This is a genomic window from Kribbella ginsengisoli (assembly GCF_039537185.1).
Lineage (GTDB): Bacteria > Actinomycetota > Actinomycetes > Propionibacteriales > Kribbellaceae > Kribbella > Kribbella koreensis.
Genome location: NZ_BAABAA010000007.1, coordinates 17,419 through 39,141, shown reverse-complemented (window position 1 = coordinate 39,141; position 21,723 = coordinate 17,419). Strand labels below are relative to the sequence as shown.

11 protein-coding genes are annotated in these 21,723 nt (G+C 68.7%); 5 read left to right on the top strand and 6 right to left on the bottom strand.

Annotation, left to right across the window (positions count from 1 at the left end; genetic code table 11):
• Window positions 1-83: 83 nt before the first annotated feature.
• The 5 genes from ABD768_RS23615 to ABD768_RS23595 all read right to left on the bottom strand — a co-directional run bounded on the left by ABD768_RS23615 (window position 84) and on the right by ABD768_RS23595 (window position 6,953).
• Window positions 84-2,567: a VIT domain-containing protein gene (locus tag ABD768_RS23615; RefSeq protein ID WP_344844098.1), complete on the bottom strand. Its 2,484-nt coding sequence runs from the start codon at window positions 2,565-2,567 to the stop codon at window positions 84-86.
• Complete coding sequence (locus ABD768_RS23610) at window positions 2,564-3,529, bottom strand: MerR family transcriptional regulator (protein ID WP_344844095.1); 966 nt, start codon at window positions 3,527-3,529, stop codon at window positions 2,564-2,566. Before ABD768_RS23610 ends, ABD768_RS23615 begins: the two co-directional genes overlap by 4 nt.
• Before the next feature lie 259 nt (window positions 3,530-3,788).
• Complete coding sequence (locus ABD768_RS23605; protein ID WP_344844093.1) at window positions 3,789-4,442, bottom strand: Rid family hydrolase; 654 nt, start codon at window positions 4,440-4,442, stop codon at window positions 3,789-3,791.
• Window positions 4,439-6,019, bottom strand: coding sequence for a flavin monoamine oxidase family protein (locus ABD768_RS23600; protein ID WP_344844090.1), 1,581 nt, complete (start codon window positions 6,017-6,019; stop codon window positions 4,439-4,441). The genes ABD768_RS23605 and ABD768_RS23600 overlap by 4 nt, the downstream gene beginning before the upstream one ends.
• A gap of 148 nt (window positions 6,020-6,167) precedes the next feature.
• On the bottom strand, window positions 6,168-6,953 hold the full coding sequence (locus tag ABD768_RS23595; protein WP_343970532.1) for a S1 family peptidase: 786 nt from the start codon (window positions 6,951-6,953) through the stop codon (window positions 6,168-6,170).
• A 291-nt stretch (window positions 6,954-7,244) separates the two neighbouring features.
• Here ABD768_RS23595 and ABD768_RS23590 point away from each other — a divergent pair, with 291 nt between their 5' ends.
• Complete coding sequence (locus ABD768_RS23590) at window positions 7,245-7,949, top strand: GAF and ANTAR domain-containing protein (RefSeq protein ID WP_343970529.1); 705 nt, start codon at window positions 7,245-7,247, stop codon at window positions 7,947-7,949.
• On the opposite strand, the gene ABD768_RS23585 is transcribed toward ABD768_RS23590, so the two are convergent.
• Window positions 7,940-8,959: a hypothetical protein gene (locus tag ABD768_RS23585; protein ID WP_344844086.1), complete on the bottom strand. Its 1,020-nt coding sequence runs from the start codon at window positions 8,957-8,959 to the stop codon at window positions 7,940-7,942. The genes ABD768_RS23590 and ABD768_RS23585 overlap by 10 nt on opposite strands.
• An 87-nt stretch (window positions 8,960-9,046) precedes the next feature.
• Here ABD768_RS23585 and ABD768_RS23580 point away from each other — a divergent pair, with 87 nt between their 5' ends.
• The 4 genes from ABD768_RS23580 (at window position 9,047) to ABD768_RS23565 (ending at window position 21,672) form a co-directional block, all read left to right on the top strand.
• Complete coding sequence (locus tag ABD768_RS23580) at window positions 9,047-10,015, top strand: TIGR03885 family FMN-dependent LLM class oxidoreductase (RefSeq protein ID WP_343970524.1); 969 nt, start codon at window positions 9,047-9,049, stop codon at window positions 10,013-10,015.
• Complete coding sequence (locus ABD768_RS23575) at window positions 10,012-11,685, top strand: alpha-amylase family protein (RefSeq protein ID WP_343970522.1); 1,674 nt, start codon at window positions 10,012-10,014, stop codon at window positions 11,683-11,685. The genes ABD768_RS23580 and ABD768_RS23575 overlap by 4 nt, the downstream gene beginning before the upstream one ends.
• A 190-nt stretch (window positions 11,686-11,875) precedes the next feature.
• Entirely contained in the window at window positions 11,876-20,932 is a 9,057-nt protein-coding gene (locus ABD768_RS23570) for an RHS repeat-associated core domain-containing protein (RefSeq protein WP_344844083.1), read from the top strand.
• Entirely contained in the window at window positions 20,929-21,672 is a 744-nt protein-coding gene (locus tag ABD768_RS23565) for a hypothetical protein (RefSeq protein ID WP_344844080.1), read from the top strand. Before ABD768_RS23570 ends, ABD768_RS23565 begins: the two co-directional genes overlap by 4 nt.
• The last annotated feature ends 51 nt before the right edge of the window (window positions 21,673-21,723 follow it).

Below are 21,723 nucleotides of genomic sequence, written 5' to 3'. Positions count from 1 at the left end.
GGATCGGTCGAGCCAGCGTGACAGCGTGCGCGCGCCAAGTACAGGCCTAACTCGATCCGGCGGGGTCGAGTCAGGCCTGCTGGTCAGGAGCGTTTCCAGAAGTCCCGGATGGGTGCCTTCGCCGGGGCGGTAGTGCCGGCGAACTCGTCGAGGACTTGCAGGGTTTCGGCCCAGAGGTTGGTGAGTTGGGTGTCGTCGAGTGGGGTCGTGTCCAGGGACTTCAGGGTGGTGATGAGGGCCTGGAGCTTGGGGACCTGGAGGTTTTGGAGGACGGCTTCGAGGCGGGTGGCGAGGTCGGAGAGGATGATCCGGCGTTGGGCGGCGGTCGGCGTACCGGCCGAGCGGAGGAGTTGTGCCTCGGCGGCTGCTTGAGCACGGGCCTCGGCCAGTGGCTCTGCTGCGGACTGCTCCTCGACGAGCGAGGGTGGCTGAGCGGTGCGCTTCGAGCTCCGCGAGAACAGACCTGGGCCGTCGCCGAAGCCGCGGGCCCGGGCTCGGCGATGGCTCAGGTCTGCTGCGCCTCCGGGAGCTGAGCCTGCGGCGCTGCCGGGGCCCATCGCGTTCAACGCTTGGGGAGCGAAGGCGGCTCCGGCGAACCCCATGGCGGGCGCGGCGGGCATGGCGAGGTGGCGGGGGTCCCAGCCGGCGGGGAGTTCGACGGGCTGGGTGACGCGGTGTTTGGGGCCGCCTTCGGCGACGACGCGCGAGTCGACGGCGACGAGAGCTGTGAAGCGGCAGAGGACGTGGTGCTTCAGGGAGACGGCGACGATCTGGTGTTCGAGTTTTTCGAGATCGGTCGAGGCGCCGCCGAAGGTGTCGGTCGCGGTGACGTACTGGTCTTCGAGGTCGCGCAGGTGGGCGCGGGCCCAGACCGCATTTGCAGCGCCTTCGGTTTGGACGGCTGGGATCGTCACCTGCCACGGCTCGCCGGCGGGGGTCAGTCCGTGGAGGTGGGCTGTCGCGTTGCCGGGGGTGCCTCGGTAGCGGCCGCGTAGTACTAGCGGGACGCCGGCGAAGGCGTTGGGCATCCGGGCCGGGCTGATGGTGTCGGCGAGCAGGGTCAGGCCGTCGGCGGTGAGGGTGAGGTTGGTGAGCAGCGGCGTACCGATCCTGAGGTGGATGCGGTCGAGTGCATCGTCGAGGCGGTCCTCGCTCTCGACGAGTTCGCAGCGGCCGCCGCCGAGTCCGGCCAGCCGACCGAGGAAGCCGGCGTTGACGGCCTGGTCGATGCCGACGGTGTGGATCCGTACGCCGGCCAGCGGGGTGGCCAAGCCGGCGAGGAGCTGGTCTTCGTTGCCTACCTGTCCATCCGTCACCAGGACGAGGACGCGGTCGCGCTTGCCGTCGTCTTCGCCGAGGAGTCTGGCGGCTTCTTGGAGTGGGGTGAACATCTCGGTGCCGCCGCGGGCGGTGAGGCCGGCCAGGTGCTCGACGGCGCGGAATCGGTTGCGGTCGGTGGCGTCGGCCAAGGTGTCTGCCGGCAGGTCGGTCGGGCGCTCGATGACCGTGTCGAAGCTCAGTACGGCGAAGCGGTCGGCGGCTGTCAGGGTGTCGACGATGCGGGCTGCGGCGCGACGGGCGGCGACCATCTTCCAGCCGCTCATGCTGCCGGATCGGTCCAGTACGAGGACGACATCGCGCGGTCGGGCGTCTGTGCTTTCGAGTGGTGGGAGGACTGTCAGCTCGAAGGTGCCTTCGGTCTCGCCTGCCGGTTGGCCGTCGACGATGTGCTGGTCGGGTTGGGTGGTGAAGGCGGTGGCAGTCGCTTCGGGTTCGCCGTACGCGAGCCGGAGGATGAAGTCGCGGTCGACGCGCTCGCCCGGGTTGATGGTGACGGTGGTTCGGTGGTCGCTTTGCTCGGGTTGTTCGGTGGAGATCGCGTGCAGGCTGGAGCGGATGCCGTTGAGGGGTAGGCCGGCTGGGTCGATGTCGGCGGTGATGCTCAGGCGGACGGGGTTGGGGAAGCCGGGGAGCAGGATCGGCGGGGTGATGCGGGAGGCGTCCGGTACTGCGTCCGTGTCGGGGATTACTCCGTCACCGACGGACTGGCCGCTGATCGGCGTACCGGGGATGTAGCGCGGGGCGACGACGAGCGGCAGGCGGTACGTCGCTTCGCCGTCCTCGTAAGGGAGGGGACCGACCAAGGTGAGCTGCACCGACACCCGCTCGCCGGGGACGATGTTGCCAACCCTCAGCGTGAAGATGTCCGGGCGCTCTTCCTCAGCAATTGACGCGCGCTGACCGGCTGCTATCGCTTCGTCATAGGTCTCCCGCGCCTGAGCCCGCTCCTGCAACTCAGCCTCGACAGTCCGCCCGTCAGCAGTCATCCGCAGCCCGGTCACCGCTGCTCGAGCCGGCAACGGAAATATGTACGTCGCTTCCAGCGCGACCTCGTGCGGGTTGTGGAAGTCCTGGGTCAGCACGGTCCGCGAGACGAGCCCGGTGATGGTCGCGTGCGCGTCGATCCGCTCCAGCGGCAGATTTCCCCGCTCAGTACTCAAGCTCCCAAGCCCCGCGTCCGAAACCTCTCCCAGCTCGTCGGTTCGGAGGGTAGGCAGAACAGTCATAACTCGTCTCCTGACGCTGGTTGATTGAGCAATCCCTGCCGACCAAGCTCCGCAAGCAACGGCACTGCCGCAGCAACCAGCCGCGCGATGTCCGGGACGCCCCCACCCTGATCCAGAACCAAGGTCACCCCACCCCCCAGCCGAACCGCAGCAACCACCGCGCCTGAGGGCACGGAGACGGCGCCGGCTTCCGCCGAGTCGGCGCGGCGCATGTCCCGGGCCGCTGTCCGGGGTGAAGTGGCTGCGAGACGCTGAGCGTCGCCGGAGGTGGCAGTCGGTCCGACCTGCTCTGCTCCGTCGAGCGAAGCGTTTGCTGAGCGACGGGCCTCACGGTGACCGGCGTCGCCGGTGAGCGCGTCGTGGTCGACCGCTCCGAGCGGAGCAGGAGTGGGGTGAGAGGCATCGCCGGGCGCAGCATCGGCCGGGGTCGCATCGTGCGAGCGCTCGGCCCAGAAGCGGGCCCTGGGCAAGGGGGGCTGGCTGGCCAATGCCGAGGCGTCCGACTCAGCCGCCGCACCCGCGTCCGGCGCGAGACCGCCTGCCGCGGACACCGCGCCGTCCGCTCCGCCCGCACCGTCCGCTCCGCCCGCACCGTCCGTTCCGCCCGCACCGGGCGGCGTGGACGCCACCTTCGGTGAGTTGGGCGGGAGGGGGTTGGGGAGGGCTGCGATGGGTTCGAGGGTTTGGTTGGGGGCGCCGGCTAGTTCGGATTGGATTTGGGCGAGGGTGTGGCCTTGGGACTGGCGGCGTTTGATGGCGACCAGTTGGAGTAGATGGCGACGGCCGTACAGGGCGGTACGGCCGCGCATCTCGGTGGGACGGTCGATCAGGCCGGTGGTGGTGTACCAGCGGATGGCGCGTTGGTCGGGGACTGGGCGGACTCGGCCGTTGGCTTGGCCCGGGTAGTCGGTCAATGCCGCTTCTACCCGTTCTGCCAGCTCGCTGAGAGTCCACAGTTCCATAACCAGATCATGACACTGTCATATGACACTGTCAACGTCGCCAGGAGCGAGTACCCCCTCGCCGCGCCCCGCGGCCACATCTCAGGGGTTAACCCCTCAAATGGTGGGTTGCCCCCCGAGAATCCCGCTGGGCAACCCCACATCTCAGGGGTTAACCCCTGAGATGGGGGGGCGGGGCGCGGCGGGGGGAGGGCGAGTCTGCTGGGTGGGCCTGGGGCGAGGGGGGCGGGTGGTTGAAGGGCGGGGGTGGTCGAAGGGGTCAGTGTTTGGGGTAGGCGGCGTCTACTTCTACTTCGACCAGCCAGCCGGCTACGGGGAGGTTCTCGATTTCCAGGGCGAAGCGGGAGGGGCGGGAGCTGTTGACGACGAAGGGCTTGGCGGGGGCGGCGGTGCCGAGGGGGACGGGGACGAATTTGCCGGTGGTGAGGTCGGTGTTGGCGAAGTACTGGCGGTACGCGCGGTTCCAGCCGGCGAAGTCGGCGGCTGGGGCGCCCGCCGGGTTCTGCAGGAAGACGCGCATCGTGTAGACGTCGGAGTAGGAGAGACCGACCGCCTTGAGGTTCTCGCCGATCCGGCGCAGCGCGTTGATTCCCTGGGCTTCGGTGATCGTGACGCCGGCCGGCAACACCCCACCGGGGAAGATGACAGTGTCGACGTACGACGCTTCACTCCCGGCCGGAGCATCAGTGTTCAAGGCGCTCGGTCCGAGGCCGCTCGTCTTGTAGATCGGTGTGTCGGCTCCGATCCCCACACCAGTGGCGATCAACGGATTCGCCTGGCCGGCCGGGAGGGCCGGTACGACGGTGCCGGGCCGCGGCGGTTTCGGGCGATCCCACCAGCCGTCGGCGGTCGCAGTACCGGCCGTGAAGACCACCGCGACGACGGCGACCCCGGCCAACAGACGTGATTTCATCGGCTCATCACCTTGCTGTGAAGGGCGGTCACCGTCGCCCGGGCGGAGACCATCGCGCCGTGCTGCCAGGCGATGGTGTGGGTGAGGTGGTCACCGGCGAAGTAGATGTTGCCGGTCGGTTCGAGCAGCCTCGCGTAGACACCGTCGGTCTGCGACGGCCAGCCGACCCATGAACCGCGCGAGTACTCCGTCCCCGCCCAGTCCACCGAGAACGACGCCTTCACGTCCTTCCCGTAACCGTCGCCATGGATCTTGATGCCCTGGGCAATGGCTCGCTCGAGCCGCGCCGCCGGGCTGAGTGCCCCGTACGCCGTAGCGTTGGCACCCGTGTTGTAGTAACCGATCATCGTCCCGCGCTCACCGTGGAAGCCGGTCGACGGGTACCACATGTTCACCAGGTCGAGATTGCTGTTCGTGATGCCGCCGTAGATCCGGTGGTCGAGCTCCCACCAGCGCCGTCCGTACTCGATCCCGATCTTGCCCGCGTTGGTCGGCCTCGCGTACTGCAGGGCGCTGATGATCTCGCCCGGCAGGTTCGACGGCACGGTCGCCGCGATGTGCGGCGGCAGCGCGCAGATCGCATAGTCCGCTGTGATCTCACGAGGTTTGCCGCCACTGCTGTAGATCACCGAGACGCCGGTCGACGTGTTGCGCAACCCGAGCACCTTCGCGCCGTACACGAACTTCTCCCGGCCGATCGCCCGCTCGAACGCGTACGGGATCCGGTCCATCCCGCCGACCGGCTGGAACATCATCATCGCCTGGTCCCAGCCGAACTCGAACGAGAAGTAGTTCCCCACCCCACTGGCCAGCACATCGCTCAGCCCGTACGGCGCAGCGGTCCGCCCACCCTCCAAGCCGGCCCCAGGCTCGACCTCGTACCCACGTCGTCCATCCGCGCCGGTGTACCCGAAGCCCGCCGCTTTGTTGCCGATAGCACCGAAACTGCTGAGGAAGCCGATCAGCGCCTCCTTGTCGGTCGGCGTCAGCAGGCTGTCGAGCGCACCCTGGTCGGTCGCCTTGGCGAGCAACTCGGAGACGTACCCGTAGACATCGGCCTTCGCCGTCCGGTGCCGGATCGCCTTGTTCGAAAGGGAAGTACTGCCCTCACGGTAGAGGTAGGCATCCGCGTTCTGGTTCACGAACGGCTCGATCGCGACGCCGAGCTCGCGGCAGTAGTCCAGGGTCACGTGGTGCTGCGGGATCCGGCCGGGCCCCGCGTTCATGTACTGGCCCTTGGAGAACTTGGCCCGTTGCGTGTTGCCGTGCAGGTCTTTCTCCTCGGTGCCGCCGCGGACGGTCCAGTTCCGTCCACCCGGCCGCTGCCGGGCCTCCAGCAGGGTCACCTTGTAGCCGGCCTTGCCGAGTTCGTACGCCGAGGTCAGCCCGGCGATCCCGGCGCCGAGGATGACGATGTGCTTCTTGCCGCGTCCGTTCAGATCGGTGCGCGCCGGCGCCGCGAAGGCCGGTGTCTCAGCGGTGGTCGTCAGGCCGAGCGCGCCCATCGTCGAGTACAAGACACCGGCGCCACCGGTGATGCCGACCTGCTGCAGGAACTGCCGTCGGGTCTGGGGCATGTGCCAACTCCTCACTAGGCGGGTGGGGTTGCCTAGAAAGGTAAGGACAAAGTATTTCCCGGTCGTATCCGCGTTGTGAGTTCTTGACGGCGATCGCGACAGTAATGTTTCGTATTGACGACCCTGGGGTCGCGGTGGGTCTGCCGTGTTACCTGGCGAGCTGCGTCTGCAGGGTTTTCGCGGCCGAGGAAATCTGGGCGTAGACGCCGGGGTAGCCGGGCTCGGCGCAGCCTTTGCCCCAGGAGACGGTGCCGAGGAGGCGGCCGTTGAGGACTAGCGGGCCGCCCGAATCGCCTTGGCAGGCGTCCCGGCCGCCCTCGGGGTAGCCGGCGCAGATGTTCGTGGCGGCGGCGTAGCCGTTGGCGGTGTACTCCTTGTTGGCCAGGCAGGCGGCGTCGCCCAGGTCGGGCACGGCCAGCTTCTCGAGGGTGTCGGCGGGGCCGGTGTCCTGGGTGTCGCCCCAGCCGTAGACGGTCGGTACGGCGCCCTTGCGGTCGGCCTTCGGATTCGTCTCCAGCGGCAGAACCGGTACGCCGGTGAGCGGCCGGCTCAGTGTGAGGACGGCGAAGTCGTACTGGTTCTTGTCGTGGTCGTAGCCGGGGTGGACCCAAATCGACTTGATGCCGGAGGTGCGGCCGACGCTGGTGTCCGCCAGGTCCGGCCGGCCTTGGATCGCGGTGTAGGTCGAGGCGGGCTGATTCATGCAGTGGGCGGCGGTGATGAGCTTGGTCGCGCTGACCAGGGCGGCGCCGCAGTACCGGCCGGTCGCCTCGGCGGAGTTGGAGTTCGTCAAGGCGATCGCCCACGGGGCTTCCGTGGTGCTGGCCAGCGTGCCGCCAACGATCAGCTCGTGGTCGTGGCCGTCCGAAGCAGTCGCGGCGCCCGCGGTGGCGAGCAGGAGAACCCCGGCGATGGCGGCAGCACGCTTCAACATGCGAGCGAACCTACTGCACGTGGTCGCGTGATCGCGGTAGGTCATCGGTACGTCGCTGAACCGACGAGTCTGAGGCTGGACGGCATCGGCGGCCCGAACCATGCTTAGGTCCGCGCTGTAGGGGCACAGGTCGGTCAAGAGGTTGTCGGAACTCGAGGTCCCACAACTTCAGGCCCCGGCGTTGAGCAAACCAGCGCCGGGGCCGTACCTTGCACAGATCCATGACGCACACTGGGGACAAGAGCGCCGAGTATCCCCGGGGGGAGATCGGCTTCGGGCGAGGAGCTGACGATGATCGAAGAACAGTCCCAGCATCTGGAGATCGCCGCCGCGATGACCGAGGTGGCGGCCGCGATGACCGGGCCGACGGACCTGGCCGAGACGCTGCTGGTGATCACCCGCTGCACAGTCGACAACATCCCGGGCATCGTCGACGCGAGTATCTCGATCACTGCCCGCGACGGCAGGATCGAGACGCTGGCGCCGACCGGCCCGCGGGTCACCCGGGCCGACCACCTGCAGTACGAGCTGGGTGAGGGGCCGTGCCTGGACGCGGCCATCGAGGATCCGGTGGTCGCGGTCAACGACCTCGCCAACGACCCGCGCTGGCCGGACTTCGGTCCCAAGGCGGCGGCGCTCGGGTTCGGCTCGCAGGTCGCGTTCCAGTTCCGGGCCGAGCCGCACGTCCGTGGCGCTCTCAACCTGTACGCGCAGGAGCCGGACGCGATCGACAACGACTCGATCCAGCTCGGCAGCATGTTCGCGGGCCAGGTCGCTGTCGCGATGGGCTGGGCCCGCCAGGATCAGACCATGACCGAGGCGCTGGCCACCCGCAACCAGATCGGCCAGGCGGTCGGCATCGTGATGGAGCGCTACAAACTCGACTCCGACCGCGCGTTCGCCTTCCTCACCCGCCTCTCCCAGACCAGCAACACCAAACTGAACGCCATCGCCAAGGCTCTGGTCCAGCAGACGAACGACATGTCTCAGCAGTGAGGCCGGCTGCGGCGCTGGTACGACACCGCGCCGACCGCCAGCGCGGTGCCTAGCCCACCGAAGGCCGCGCCGCCGAAAAGGACCATGTAGGCGATCCCGGTCGCCGTGAACGGACCGGGGTCGCTGTCGGCCGGGGCGACGCCGGTCACCATCAGCGACCCCCAGACGGCCAGCGGTACGCCGTACAGGACAAGGCTGACGCCGCCGACCCAAGCGGGCAGGAGCAGGAGCCACCGAGGCAGGCGCAGACCCCAGCGGTACAGCAGGGCGAGCACCAGCAGCACACCGACGAGCGATGCCAGCACGGTGATGTCGATCCCGAGCCGCTCGAGCAGCCGGCTCAGTGCCGACGTCTCGCTGTTGTCCATCGACGTCCGCCACTCGGCCGCGGTCACCCCGAGCGCGCTCCCACCGAACCCCCAAACCAGCTTCACGCTTGCCCAGGGCAACAACCCTGCCAGGACCAGGTACGCCGTACGCCGCGTCCGCGCCGAAGCCGGTAGCAGCCGCGGCCGGACCAACGCGGCATCCGGCCGCAACGCCACCTCATGAGCGCCCCCACACCGTGGGCACCGCGACCGTCGCCGCCGCAGGTGCACCTGCGTGCTCGCGAACAACAGCCCAGCACCCACCGCTGCGACCACCTGCCCGGCCATCGCCCACGGCCGCTCCACAGTGCCGGCCGCGACCGCTCCGACTCCGCTCAGCGCAAGCCCGAACGTCCCCAGCAACGTCGTCCCGGTCGCGAAGACCAACCCCACCGTGGCCCACCGCGACGTCCCACGCGCCGACAGCAGACCGGCAACGCTTCCCAGCGCCAGCACCCCACCGACCACCACCGCGGTCACCGGCCCGCCGGGCGGATCCCCGTGCACGTTCGCGATCGGAAAACTTTCCCGCCCACCGGTCATCCAGTGCACCGCCAAGGCGCCATACAGCACCGCCCAGTACTGCGTGACGCGCCCGACCCACGACGGCCAACGGCGCCCCAACCCGACGAGTGTCTCCATGCCGCAACCCTCGTCCCAACCCTCCGGAACCAACTCCCTCCGCAGAGTGAACTGTGTAGTACTCGCTGGGGAGGGGAACGGGAAGCCATGACTGTCTACGGCTTCCATGCCTCGCACGAACAGGTCCCGCCCGCCGACCTGCTGAAGGCGGTGGTGCGGGCCGAGCAGGCTGGGTTCACCGCGGCGATGTGCTCCGACCACTTCAGCCCGTGGAGCACCCGCCAGGGTGAGTCCGGCTTCGCGTGGTCCTGGCTCGGCGCCGCGCTCCAGGCCACCGAACTGTCCTTCGGCGTCGTCAACGCGCCAGGTCAGCGCTACCACCCGGCGATCATCGCGCAGGCGATCGGCACGCTCGGGTCGATGTATCCGGGCCGGTTCTGGGCAGCACTCGGTACCGGCGAGGCGAGCAACGAGCACATCACCGGCGACGGCTGGCCGCGCAAGGCTGTCCGCCAGCAGCGGCTGGAGGAGTCCGTCGAGGTGATACGGAAACTCTTGCAGGGTGAAGAAGTGAGCCACGACGGGCTTGTCACGGTCGACCGGGCCCGGCTCTGGACGTTGCCGGACGAGCCGCCGGCGTTGCTCGGTGCGGCGGTCTCGACGGCTACCGCGGAGAGATGTGCCCGCTGGGCCGACGGGATGATCACCATCCCGGCGGAGGAAGACCAGTTGCGCCGGATGATTTCGGCGTACCGGGACAACGGCGGTCGCGGGAAGGTCTGTCTGCAGGTGCATGTGAGTTATCACCCGGACGAGGCAGAGGCGACCCGGATCGCGCACGAGCAGTGGCGGACCAACGTGTTCTCGCCGCCGTTCTGCTGGGACACGGAGACCGCCGAGGCGTTCGACCAGGCGGCCGAGCACGTCCAGCCCGAGGCCATGCACCAGGCCGTGCGGATCTCGTCCGACCCGGCGCAGCACGCCGACTGGCTCAACTCGTACGCCGGGTTGGGGTTCGACGCGATCTATCTGCATCACGTCGGGCAGGAGCAGTCGGAGTTCATCGACGTGTTCGGCGACAAAGTACTGCCCCAACTGGAGGTGACCCGCCCGTGAGGCTGACCGAGACCGCTGACGTCTGGTGGAAGAACGCCGTCGTCTACTGCCTGGACATCGAGACGTACTTCGACACCGACGGCGACGGGCGCGGAGACATCCGCGGACTGTCGCAACGGATCGACCACCTGGCCGAGCTGGGGGTGACGTGCCTGTGGCTGATGCCGTTCTACCCGACGCCGGATCGCGACGACGGCTACGACATCACCGACTTCTACGGCGTCGACCCGCGACTCGGCACGCACGGGGACCTGGTCGAGCTGATCACGCTGGCGCAGGACCGCGGGATCCGGGTGATCGCGGACCTCGTGGTGAACCACACGTCGGACCAGCACCCGTGGTTCAAGAGCGCCCGGGCGTCGCGCACGTCGCCGTACCGGGACTGGTATGTCTGGCGCGACGAGCCGCCGGCGAACCAGCACGAGGGGATCGTGTTCCCGGACCAGGAGGACAGCCTCTGGGAGTACGACGAGGAGGCCGGGCAGTACTACCTGCACCAGTTCTACAAGCACCAGCCCGATCTCGACATCGCGAACCCCGCGGTGCGCGAGGAGATCCTGAAGATCATCGGCTTCTGGCTGCGGCTGGGACTGTCCGGATTCCGGGTGGATGCGGTGCCGTTCCTGCTGGACACCGCCGGCGCGACGGACGCGGCGAACCTGGCCGACCCGCACGACTACCTGCGTGACCTGCGCGCTTTCCTGAGCCGGCGAGACGGCCAGGCGGTGCTGCTCGGTGAAGTGAACCTGTCGTACAAGGACACCCGGACGTTCTTCGGTGACGAGGACGGCGACGAGCTCAACATGTGCTTCGACTTCATCGGCATGCAGAAGATGTACCTGTCCCTGGCGCGCCAGGACCCGGCCGAGCTGGTCAAGGCGCTGCGCGAGCGGCCAGCGCCGCCGGAGGAGGCGCAGTGGGGGACGTTCGTCCGCAACCATGACGAGCTGACCCTGGACAAACTGACCAAGGACGAGCGGCAGGAGGTCTTCGACGCCTTCGGGCCGGACGAGGACATGCAGCTCTACGGTCGCGGCCTACGGCGCCGGCTGCCGCCGATGCTCGGCAACGACCAGGCCCGGATCAAGATGGTCTACAGCCTGCTCTTCTCCCTGCCCGGTACGCCGGTGCTGTTCTACGGCGAGGAGATCGGGATGGGTGAGAATCTGGCCGCTGAAGGGCGGAACGCGGTCCGTACCCCGATGCAGTGGACGACCGGCCCGACCGGTGGCTTCTCGACGGCCGATCCCGGCGACCTGGCCGGCCCGGTGGTGGAGGGTGACCTCTCGCCCGAGCACGTCAACGTCGCCGCCCAGCGCAAGGACCCCGACTCGCTGCTGAGCTGGATCAAGCTGCTCGCCCAGCGCTATCGCGAGTGCCCCGAGCTGTCCTGGGGTGAGTGCACGATCCTCGAGCACGACACGCCGTCGGTGGTCGCTCATCGCTCGGACTACGAGGACGGCACGATCATCGCCTTGCACAACTTCTCCGCCGAGCCCGCCGAGATCACCCTCGTCGTCGCGGGCTCCGGGGTCGGAGTACGGGTTGCTGACCTGCTCACCGGAGCGACCTCGGACGTCGAGAACGACGGCACGCTCCGCCACCAGGTCGGGCCGTACGGATGCTGCTGGCTGCGGGTTCTGCGGGCCGGCGACAGGTACCTCGTCTGAGCGTTGTCCAACAGGACAACAGGAGCAGTTCGGGAGGTTCTGGGCAGGTCCGTGCCGATTGTGGGCAGAGCTGTCCCAGCAGCGAATCGCCTGCATAGAATTCCCGGCGGCCGTCGATCGGCCGCCGGGGGTTTCTTGTTCGCGTACGGGTCTCTGCTGGGGGTTGTCTGTGCTGCGTCGATGCATCGTCATGCTCGTTTCCGCCTCGCTTCTCACCTCGTCCCTGGTGGTCCCGGAGGCCACGGCCAGGCCGGCCGCGGCCGAGGTTCCGGCGAGCACGACCCAGGCCGCGGCGGCTCCTGAGCTGCAGCCGGCCGCCGGTCAGTTCGTGCCGGTCGCGCCGGCGTCGGTGATCAACGGTGTCGCCGTGGCCGCGGCCGGCGTCTCGACCGTCACAGTCGCCGGTGCCAACGGCATCCCGGCCGCCGCGCAGGTCAGCGCCGTGGCAGTCCAGGTCACTGCGATCGGGACCACCGCCGCGGGCTACGTCCAGGCGTACGCGGCCGGTACTACGCGTCCCACCGACAGCACCAACAACTTCGTCACCGGTCGCAACACGGCCAGCTACGACGTCGTACCGGTGTCCGCGTCAGGCCAGATCAGCGTCTACTCCAGCGCCGCGTCGAAGGTCTGGGTCAGGCTCCGTGGGTACTTCACCTCGTCCTCGGCAGTGACGGCCGGCTCCACCTTCGTCCCGCTTCCGGCGACCACGGTGATCAACAACGTCGCGCTGGCCGCCAACGGAACGACCAACTACACCTTCGCCGGCGCCAACGGCATCCCCGCCGCCATCGACGTCGCAGCCGTCGCCATCGAGGTCACCTCGGCCGCACCGACGGCGGCAGGCGTCCTCAAGGCCTATCCGACAGGCGAGGCCGCACCGGCCGACGCTGCCGTGAACTACCCGGTCACGCAGGCTCAGACCAACTACGAGACGGTCAGGCTGTCCACTGCCGGGCAGGTGACCTTCTCGGCCAGCGGTGCCACCAAGCTGACCGTCCGACTCCGCGGGTACTACTCCAAGCCGACCGCGACCGCAGCAGCCGCCTCGTACGTCCCAGTCGCCCCGGCGACCGTCGTCAACAACGTCGCCCTGGCAGCAGCCGGCACTACGACCGCCACTCTCGCCGGCGCCAACGGCGTACCGGCCGCCGCGACCGTCGCAGCCGTCGACGCCAACGTCGTAGCGTCCGCCCCGACCGCCGCCGGCTTCCTGACCGGCTACGCGGCCGGTACGACGCGGCCCACTGACGCGTCGGTGTACTACGCCAACGCCACCAACACGGCTGCCCACGACACCCTCAAGATCTCGTCGGCCGGCCAGACCACTTTCTACGCCAGCGGAGCGACCAAGCTGATCCTGCGCCTGCGCGGCTACTACAAGAAGCCCACGGCTCCACTAGCCCCGACCGGCATCACCGCCGCGGCTGCGGACGGCCGGGCGACTGTCGGGTGGACCGTCCCGAAGGACGGCGGCGCCGCAATCACCGGCTACACGGTGACGGCGAACCCGGGCAACCTCAAGAGCACCGTCGGTGCGACAGGTACCGCGACTATCACCGGCCTGACCAATGGCACGCCTTACACGTTCGCAGTACAGGCAATCAACGCCGCCGGCACCAGCACTGCCTCTGCCGCCTCCAAGCCCGTCGTGCCGATGGGTGGCGAGGTCCTCTACGCCCATGACGCCGCCGGCCGGGTCAAGGCCGTCTTCACCTCCGACGGCGCGGGTGTGGCGTACCAGTACGACGCAGTCGGCAACATCACCGCCACCCAGGCACTGCCCGCCAACCAGCTGACCGTTGCCCAGGCCGGCCCGGCGACCGCCGTCGTCGGCGACTCCTACGAGATCTACGGCACCGGCTTCGGACTCGACCCCGAGCAGGTGTCGGTGACCATCGGCGGCGCCACCGCGCCGATCACCTCGTTGCGACGCAACCACCTGGTCGTCACCGTGCCCGCGGGAGCAACCACCGGCCAGGCATTGGTGAACGTCTCCGGTACGACGGTCACCGCCGGCTCGGTCACCCTGCTGGCCGCGCCGCAGGTCACGAGTGTCAGCCCTGCGATCGTCGACCGTGGCGCGACGTTGACCGTCACCGGCAGCAACTTCGCCCCGGCGACCACCGCCAACACCGTGTCGGTCAACGGCACCAAGCTGCAGGTGCTCTCGGCGACCGCGACGACCCTCACCGTCCGGGCGCCCGGCTTCGGCGTGGCCGGCAAGCTGATGGTCCGGACCCGGGCCGGCACTGTCACCTCGGCCGGTCAGGTGACCGTACCGCCGTCACCGTTCCTGGCCGTGGACGTCGCAGCCTCGGTGCACCTCACTCCCGACGCCCCCGCGACCATCACGATGGCAACGTCCAACCAGCTGGCCTTGTTCAGCATCGACGGCACTGCCGGGCAGCGACTCGGGTTCCAGGTCGACGAGACGATCAGCGGTTGCTACGAAGCGCACATCTGGGCGCCGGACCGCACGGCGGCGTACGCCGAGGAGACGATCTGCGGCAAGGACTACCTGGAACTGCCGCGACCGGCCGTCAACGGCACCTACCTCGTCGAGCTGGACCCGCGGAACCCCGAAACCGGCACCTTCACCGTGGTGGCCCGGCAGAGTGCCGATCTCACCGCGCCGCTGACGATCGACGGTCCGGCCGCGAGCCTGACCACGACCGTCGCCCCCGCCCACGCGACCTTCACCTTCACCGGCGCCAAGGGCCAGCTCGTCTTCACCACGTTGACCGCGCCCAGCAACCTGGCCTCCGGGGCAGTGCTCTGGGGTCCGCACGGCCAGAAGCTGGTGACCACCAACTCGTACTACGGCAGTACGAGCGGCTTCCTCACCTCGGTCCTGCTGCCCGAGGACGGCGTCTACACCGTCGACGTGGATCCCTACAACTTCGAGCTCGGGACCTACACCGCCCAGGTCAACCTGGTCCCGACCCCGATCTCGGCGACCACCACGCTCGACGGAGCAGCCGCGCGACTGACCATCACCAAGCCAGGGCAGACCGGCTCGGTCGCCTTCACCGGTACGCAGGGCCAGCTGGTCCATGTCGACCTCGCCACCCAGCTGACGTCGACAGCGACAGGCAAGGTCACCCTGCGCGGTCCGGACGGCTCGTTCCTGTTCCGGGACCAGACCTGGACCTACTTCATGGACTACCTCGCCGACCGCTACGTGCTGCCGCAGACAGGTGAGTACCTGTTGCTGGTCGAGCCGGCCGGCGCGCAGACGGGCACGATCGACGTCGCGGTCAACACGATCCCGGCGGATGCCGTCGTCGCCACCACGGTCGACGCCGCGGCCGTTGCCGTCAGCAACAGTAAGCCAGGGCAGCTGGCCCGGATGACCTTCCCGGCCACGGCCGGCCAGCGGGTGATGATCACCTGCGTCGCGATCACCGGGCACGAGTACGACGTCAGCTACCAGCTGCTGAACCCGGCCGGGACGAAGGTCGAGACCGGCAACTGCGCCTCGTCGGACAAGGGCATCCTCTTCGACACCCGGGCGCTGACGGCAGGCACCTGGACCGTCCTGGCCGACCCGAACCGGGCACTCCTGCTCACCTCCGCCCTGCGGGCGGCCTCGGTCGCGGCGGACCCGGTGGTCAACTCGACGCTCGGCTCCAGCGCGGTGGTCAACCTCCTACCGGGTCAGAACGGCACTGTCGTCTTTCCCGTCACGGCTGGCCAGCGGATCTACGTCGGCTGCACGCTGAGCGTTCCGGACCAGCAGTACGACATCTCCTTCGAGTTGCTGCGCCCGGACGGCACCAAGGCCGACAGCGGAAGTTGCTACACCTCCTTCAAGGGTGAACTCTTCGACACTGTCACTGCCGCGGCCGGCGGCAACTGGACAGTGCGGATGGATCCGAAGCTCAACGCGAACGCGGGCGCGACGATCGGCCTGTACGCCGTACCGGCAGACGCAGCCCCGACGGCGACGATCGGTGGCGCGGCGGTCACCTTCGACACCGTGGTCGGCCAGAACGCCACAGTCTCCTTCACCGCGACGGCCGGGCAGCGCGTGCTGATCGGCTGCAGCCTCGTGGACTGGGCCGCCAAGCAGTACGACGTGTCCTTCAAGCTGCTGCGGCCGGACGGCACCACGGAGAAGACCACCAGCTGCTACGAGTCCAGCGGCGGCATGCTGGTCGACACGATCGCCCTCGCCCAGGCGGGGACGTGGCAACTGTTCGTCGACCCGGACTACATGGTGACCAGCCGGACCACTGTCCGCTTGTACTCGGTACCGGCTGACGTCGCGAAGACCACGACTGTCGGCGGCGCCGGTGTGAGCGTGACGACCGTGGTCGGGCAGTCCGCCACGATCACGTTCACCGGTACGGCCAGCCAGAAGATCAAGGCCACCGTGAGCTCGTCGAGCTATCCGGCGTGTGGCGGCTACCTGCGGCTGCGCAACTCGGCGGGCACCAACCTCACCTCGACCTGCCTGACGGCTGCCGGCTACCTGACCTACACGTTGCCGTCCGCGGGCACGTACACGCTGTTCGTCGATCCGGCGGAGCTCAGCACCGGTACTGCGACGATCGCGGTCGCCAACAATCCGACGGCGGCTGCCGCGAACCTCGAGGACCGGCGGGACTTCCCGCGCGCCGAGCCGGCGGCAGCTCCCGCTCGCGCTGTCAAGGCGAACGAGGAGGAGGAGCCGCCACCGCCGCCGGTCTATCCGCGGAAGCGGGACGCGTGGCTGACCGGGCGGATCCTGCGCACCGACGGCAAGCCGCTGGCCGACGTGACGGTTCGGGTCGCCGATCGCGCGGTGAGGACGAAGGCGGACGGTTCGTTCGTCCTGACCCGCCTTCCGCAAGGCACGTTCCTGTTCGTGATGGATGGCAGGACGGCGTCGACGCGGCGGACGAAGTACGGGTACTTCGATGTCCAGGTCAACCTGCGCAAGGGTGCGAACAAGCTGTTCTACCAGCCGTACCTGCCGATTCTCGACACCGCGAACGAGATCAGCATCGCGGGCCCGACAACGGAAGCGGTAGTGCTGAAAACCTCCAAGGTGAAGGGCCTGGAGGTGCACATCCCGGCCGGGGTGACGATCACCGACGCCGACGGCAAGAAGGTGACGAAGGTCGGGATCACCCCGATCCCGGTCGACCGGACGCCGATCCCGATGCCCAAGGGCGTCCAGGTGCCGGTGTACTTCACGGTCCAGCCCGCCGGCGGTGAACTGCACGGCGGCGAGGCGAAGATCTACTACCCGAACTACCTCGACCAGAAGCCCGGTACCCGGCTCAACTTCTGGAGCCACGAGAAGTACGCCGAGGGCTGGGAGGTCTACGGGATCGGGACGGTCACGGCCGACGGGACCCAGGTCCTGCCCGACCACGACACCGCGATCGAGAACTTCGACGGCGCGATGATCAACGTCTCGGGCTGGCTGGAGGGCCTGACCAAGGGCATCCTCGAGGCGCTCGGCTCCGCCGGGGACCCGGTCGATCTGGGCACCGGACGATTCACCTACACGCAGACCGACCTGACGCTGGGTGGCTTCGTCCCGATCGAGGCAGAGCGTGCCTACAGCTCCGGCGACGGCCGGGCCCGGCCGTTCGGGATAGGCACCATCGGGACGTACGACACCTTCCTGACCTCCAAGAAGCAATGGCAGGAAGCCGATCTGAACCTGATCGACGGCAGCCAGGTGCACTTCGCCCGGACCTCGCCGGGGACCAGCTTCACCGACGCTGCCTTCGAGGCGCGCGGGACCATCGGGCAGTTCGCCGGGGCCACGATGGCGTGGAACGGTCGTGGCTGGGATCTGCGGCTGCGCGACGGCACCGTGCTGATCTACGGCGACGAGGCCCCGCTGCAAGGGATCCGGGACCGCTTCGGCCACACCGTGACGATCCGGCGGATCGCGAAGAACGTCTACGGCAGCCAGATCGGCGCGATCGTCTCGATCACCTCCTCGGAGGGCTTCTGGCTCACCTACGACTACGACACGGCCGGGCAGGTTCTGGCGATCCACGACAACGCCGGGCGCACCGTCTCGTACACCTACGACACCGGTCTGCTGAAGACCGTGACGGACGTGAACGGCGGCGTCACGACCTACGGGTGGGACACCGCCAAGCGGCTGACCACGATCACGGACGCGAAGAACCAGGTGTTCCTGACGAACACGTACGACACGAACAACCGGGTGATCCAGCAGCAGTTGGCCGATGGTGGGCTGTACAAGTTCGACTACGTGCTGGACAGCACCGGCAAGAAGGTGGTGAAGACCACCGTCACCGACCCGGCCGGCGCCAAGCGGGTGGTCGAGTACGACGCGGCCGGGTACCTGGTCAAGGACACCAGCGCCTCCGGTACTGCGAACGAGCAGGGCTACAGCCTGGAGCGCGACCCGGCGAGCCACCTGCCGACCAAGACGACCGACACCGACGGCCGCTCGATGGTCAGCACCTACAACGCGAACCAGCAGGCCACCTCGACCACGGTGACGCTGGGGACCGAGCAGCAGCAGGAGACCGCGACCTACAACGGGCCCGAGGGCGCGATGGACTCGACCACCGACGCGCTGGGCAACACCACCCGCTACACGTTCGATGCCTTGGGCAACGTCGAGACGGCGACCGACGGGGAGGGCCGCAAGACCACCTACGAGTGGAACGACGAGGGGCTGATGACCAAGCAGACCCCGGACGGCGCCGGCTCGACGACGTACGAGTACCTGGACGGCATGACGTCGCAGGTGACCGACCCGCTCGGCCGCGTGACGTCGTACGGGGTCGACTCCGCGGGGCGGGTGCAGGAGACGGTCGGGCCTGACGGCAGCGTCTCGACCGTGCAGTACGACGCCGCCAACCAGGTGCTGTCGACCAAGGACCCGCTGGGGTCGGTCACCACGTACAAGTACGACAAGAACGGCAACCTGGAGTCGCTGAAGGACGCCCGGGGCGGGACGACCACCTGGGCGTACGACCTGATGGACCGGGTGCACGAACTGACCGACCAGGTCGGCAAGAAGACGACGTACACCTACAACGCGCTCGGCCGGCCGGAGACCATCACCGACCGGCGCGGGCTCACCACCGAGTACCGGTACGACGCGCTGCAACGGGAGGTGTTCACCGGGTACGGCCGGACGGGCTCGCCGGGCGCATATCAGTACCAGTCGACTCTGATCTCGGCGTACGACGACAAGGGCCGGCTCGAGTCGGTCACCGACTCCACCGCGGGTGCGGGGTCGGTTGCCTACACCTACGACGGCAAGGACCGGGTCGCGACCGAGACGACTCCGCAGGGCACGATCACGCGCGAGTGGGACGACACGGGCCGGTTGAAGACGCTCAAGGTGCCAGGGTTGCCCGACACGGCATACGAGTACGACAAGTCGGATCGGCTGACCAAGGTGACGCGCGGGGCAGTCGTGGCGTCGTACGGGTACGACTCGACCGGGCGGCTCAAGACGCAGACGCTGCCGGGTGGAGTTGTGCGTACCTCCTCATACGACCTCGCTGGAGGCCTTACCGGGTTGACGTTCACGTCCGGCGCGCAGGTGCTTGGTGACCTCACCTATCACTACGACGCTGCTGGCCAACTGGACCGTACTGGCGGCTCGTGGGCGCGTGCCGACCTGCCGTCGCCGGTCGGGTCCGCAGTGTTCGATCCGGCCAACAGGCTGACCTCGCTGGACGGTGTCACCCGGACCTATGACCCGGAAGGCAACCTGACGGACGACGGCACCTCGACGTACACATGGAACGCCCGTGGCGAGATGACGTCGACCACGGGCGCGGTAGGGGCCTCACAGATGCGCTACGACCCACTGGGGCGTCGCATCGGGGCCACTGTCGGCGGCGAGACCTGGAATCTCCGGTACGACGGCGACAACGTACTGGTCGAGGACGGCCCGGGTACTGCCGACGCGACGTACCTGTCCGGGCTCTCCACCGACTCGGCGGCCGCACGGGTCGACGGGCTGGACGGGACGGGCAGCGCCTCGGCACTGCTCACCGACCGGCAGGGATCGGTGGTGGCCAGGACGGTCCCGGGCACTGGGACCGTGGCAGCCGAGTACACGTACGACCTGTACGGCAAGGCGCGTTCCAGCCTCGCGGGCGACGCCAACCCCGTTCGCTACACAGGACGCGAGTCCGGGCCGGGTACGCCCGCAGGACTGCAGTTCAACCGGGCCAGGTGGTACGAGCCAGGCACCGGCCGCTTCCTGTCCGAGGACCCCGCCGGGTTCGAAGGCGCGGGGCCCAACCTCTATTCGTACGTTGACGGCGACCCTGTGGACGCAACGGACCCCAGTGGCGCGGTACCGCAGATCGTCGCGGCGTGTGCGGGTGGCGCGCTCATCAACACCGTCGCGGGCGCACTGCTGGGTCGCAAGCACACCGCGGGTGACTACCTGCGCGGGCTGGCCAAGGGCTGCGTCGACGGCGTGCTGATGTTCGGGGTCGGCAAGTTCCTCAGCGTGGGACTGCGCTCCGCCCGGCCCTTCGCCCGATACCTCGACGAGGTGGCCGAGACGGCGGCCAAGGCCTGCAGCTTCACCGGCGAGACGCTGGTACTGATGGCGGACGGCTCCAAGAAGCCCATCTCGCAGGTCGAGGTCGGCGACGAGGTGCTGGCGACGGATCCGGAAACCGGTGAGCAGGGGCCGCACAAGGTCACCCAGGTCTTCGAGCACTCCGACCGGGTGATCGATCTCGAAGTGGCCGGTGACGTGGTCACCACGACCGCGAACCACCCGTTCTGGAACGCCACCGATCGGCGGTTCGAGCCGGCCGCGGAGCTGGACCGGGGCGACCAGGTCCAGTCGGCCGACGGCCGGCGCTTCACGATCGGCGGGCTGAAGACCGGTGGCGCGCGGCAGGCGGCGGCCTACAACCTCAGTGTCGAGGGCATCCACACGTACCACGTGGGCCCCGACGAGCTGCTGGTGCACAACGCGTGCGTGATCCCGAGGATCACCCCGCGCGGCTTGCAGCACTCGTTCGGGCGGCATGCGGAGCAGTGGTTCGGCCGCGAGGTCGGAGCGAGCAAGATGGGCGAGTGGAGCGCGCTGATCCAGCGGGCGTCGCAGAGCGGCAAGGTGTTCCCCTGGTCGAGCGGCTCGACCCTTACCCAGGCGCACCTGGCCCGGATTGACGGCAAGTGGTTCGTCGCCCAGTTCGACCGGACCACCGGTGATCTGGTGACGGCCTTCGTACCCAACAACAAGCAGGTGTCCGCGATGCTGCGACTATTGGGCAAGTGAGCAAGGACGCGCTCTATCCGGACCCACCGCACCTGACGATCGCAGTCTGGTCGCCCGAAGACGAGGAATCGGTCTTCGGGCGCGCCTGCGACATCGTGGTGGCGGCGGGCTGCGTGCCGGCCGGGGTGGTCGAGTCCGCGCCTCGCGGCCGGCAGTACGCGATGCTGCAGGATCTGGACGACCGGTCGACCGCTCAGCTCGGTGCGGACGCGTTCGACGCGGTCGTGCACGGCCGGGATCCGGTCCTGCGGCCGCTGAAGGCGGGTTACCGGATCAAGGGCTGGGGCGCCGTCGTTGTGGAGCACCTCCTCGGTACCGAGAAGGAGATGCACCCGGTGGCGGTCTCGCTGGCCGCTGACCGGCTCGGCCTTCCGGACTCGAGCTGGAAGGCGAGCGACCGGAAGGCGGCCCGTCGGCTCGCGCAGTGGGCGACCGGCGTGCTGCGGGAGCTCACTGTCGGTACGGGAGCCGTCTACGGAGCGATCGGTGTGGAGGAGACGCTGCCGACCCCAAGCGCGTTACGGTCGGGTGCGCCGGTCGGGACTGTGGTCTTCGTCGCGTCGGCGCTGCCGGACGTACAGGCCCTCTTCGGGGCCGCTGTGCCGGGGGTGCAGTGGCCGACAGGGGAGTTCTTCCCGGGCTGGCACCCCTTCGCCGAGTCACCCGTCGTGGTCGACGAGAAGAGGTTGCCGGCCGCCTCGTTCGGGCTGGGACGGGCGCTTTCCGGCTGGGCCGGATGAATTCACGGGGTGGATTGGCACCACGGTTCCGCAGTTGGGGGTAGAGGTGGG

Bases quoted from the DNA above. Each gene is read 5' to 3' on its own strand.
- ABD768_RS23595 (WP_343970532.1), bottom strand. From the start codon at position 6,953: ATGTTGAAGCGTGCTGCCGCCATCGCCGGGGTTCTCCTGCTCGCCACC.
- ABD768_RS23605 (WP_344844093.1), bottom strand. From the start codon at position 4,442: ATGAAATCACGTCTGTTGGCCGGGGTCGCCGTCGTCGCGGTGGTCTTC.
- ABD768_RS23615 (WP_344844098.1), bottom strand. From the start codon at position 2,567: ATGACTGTTCTGCCTACCCTCCGAACCGACGAGCTGGGAGAGGTTTCG.
- ABD768_RS23580 (WP_343970524.1), top strand. From the start codon at position 9,047: ATGACTGTCTACGGCTTCCATGCCTCGCACGAACAGGTCCCGCCCGCC.
- ABD768_RS23600 (WP_344844090.1), bottom strand. From the start codon at position 6,019: ATGCCCCAGACCCGACGGCAGTTCCTGCAGCAGGTCGGCATCACCGGT.
- ABD768_RS23590 (WP_343970529.1), top strand. From the start codon at position 7,245: ATGATCGAAGAACAGTCCCAGCATCTGGAGATCGCCGCCGCGATGACC.
- ABD768_RS23570 (WP_344844083.1), top strand. From the start codon at position 11,876: ATGCTCGTTTCCGCCTCGCTTCTCACCTCGTCCCTGGTGGTCCCGGAG.
- ABD768_RS23585 (WP_344844086.1), bottom strand. From the start codon at position 8,959: ATGGAGACACTCGTCGGGTTGGGGCGCCGTTGGCCGTCGTGGGTCGGG.
- ABD768_RS23610 (WP_344844095.1), bottom strand. From the start codon at position 3,529: ATGGAACTGTGGACTCTCAGCGAGCTGGCAGAACGGGTAGAAGCGGCA.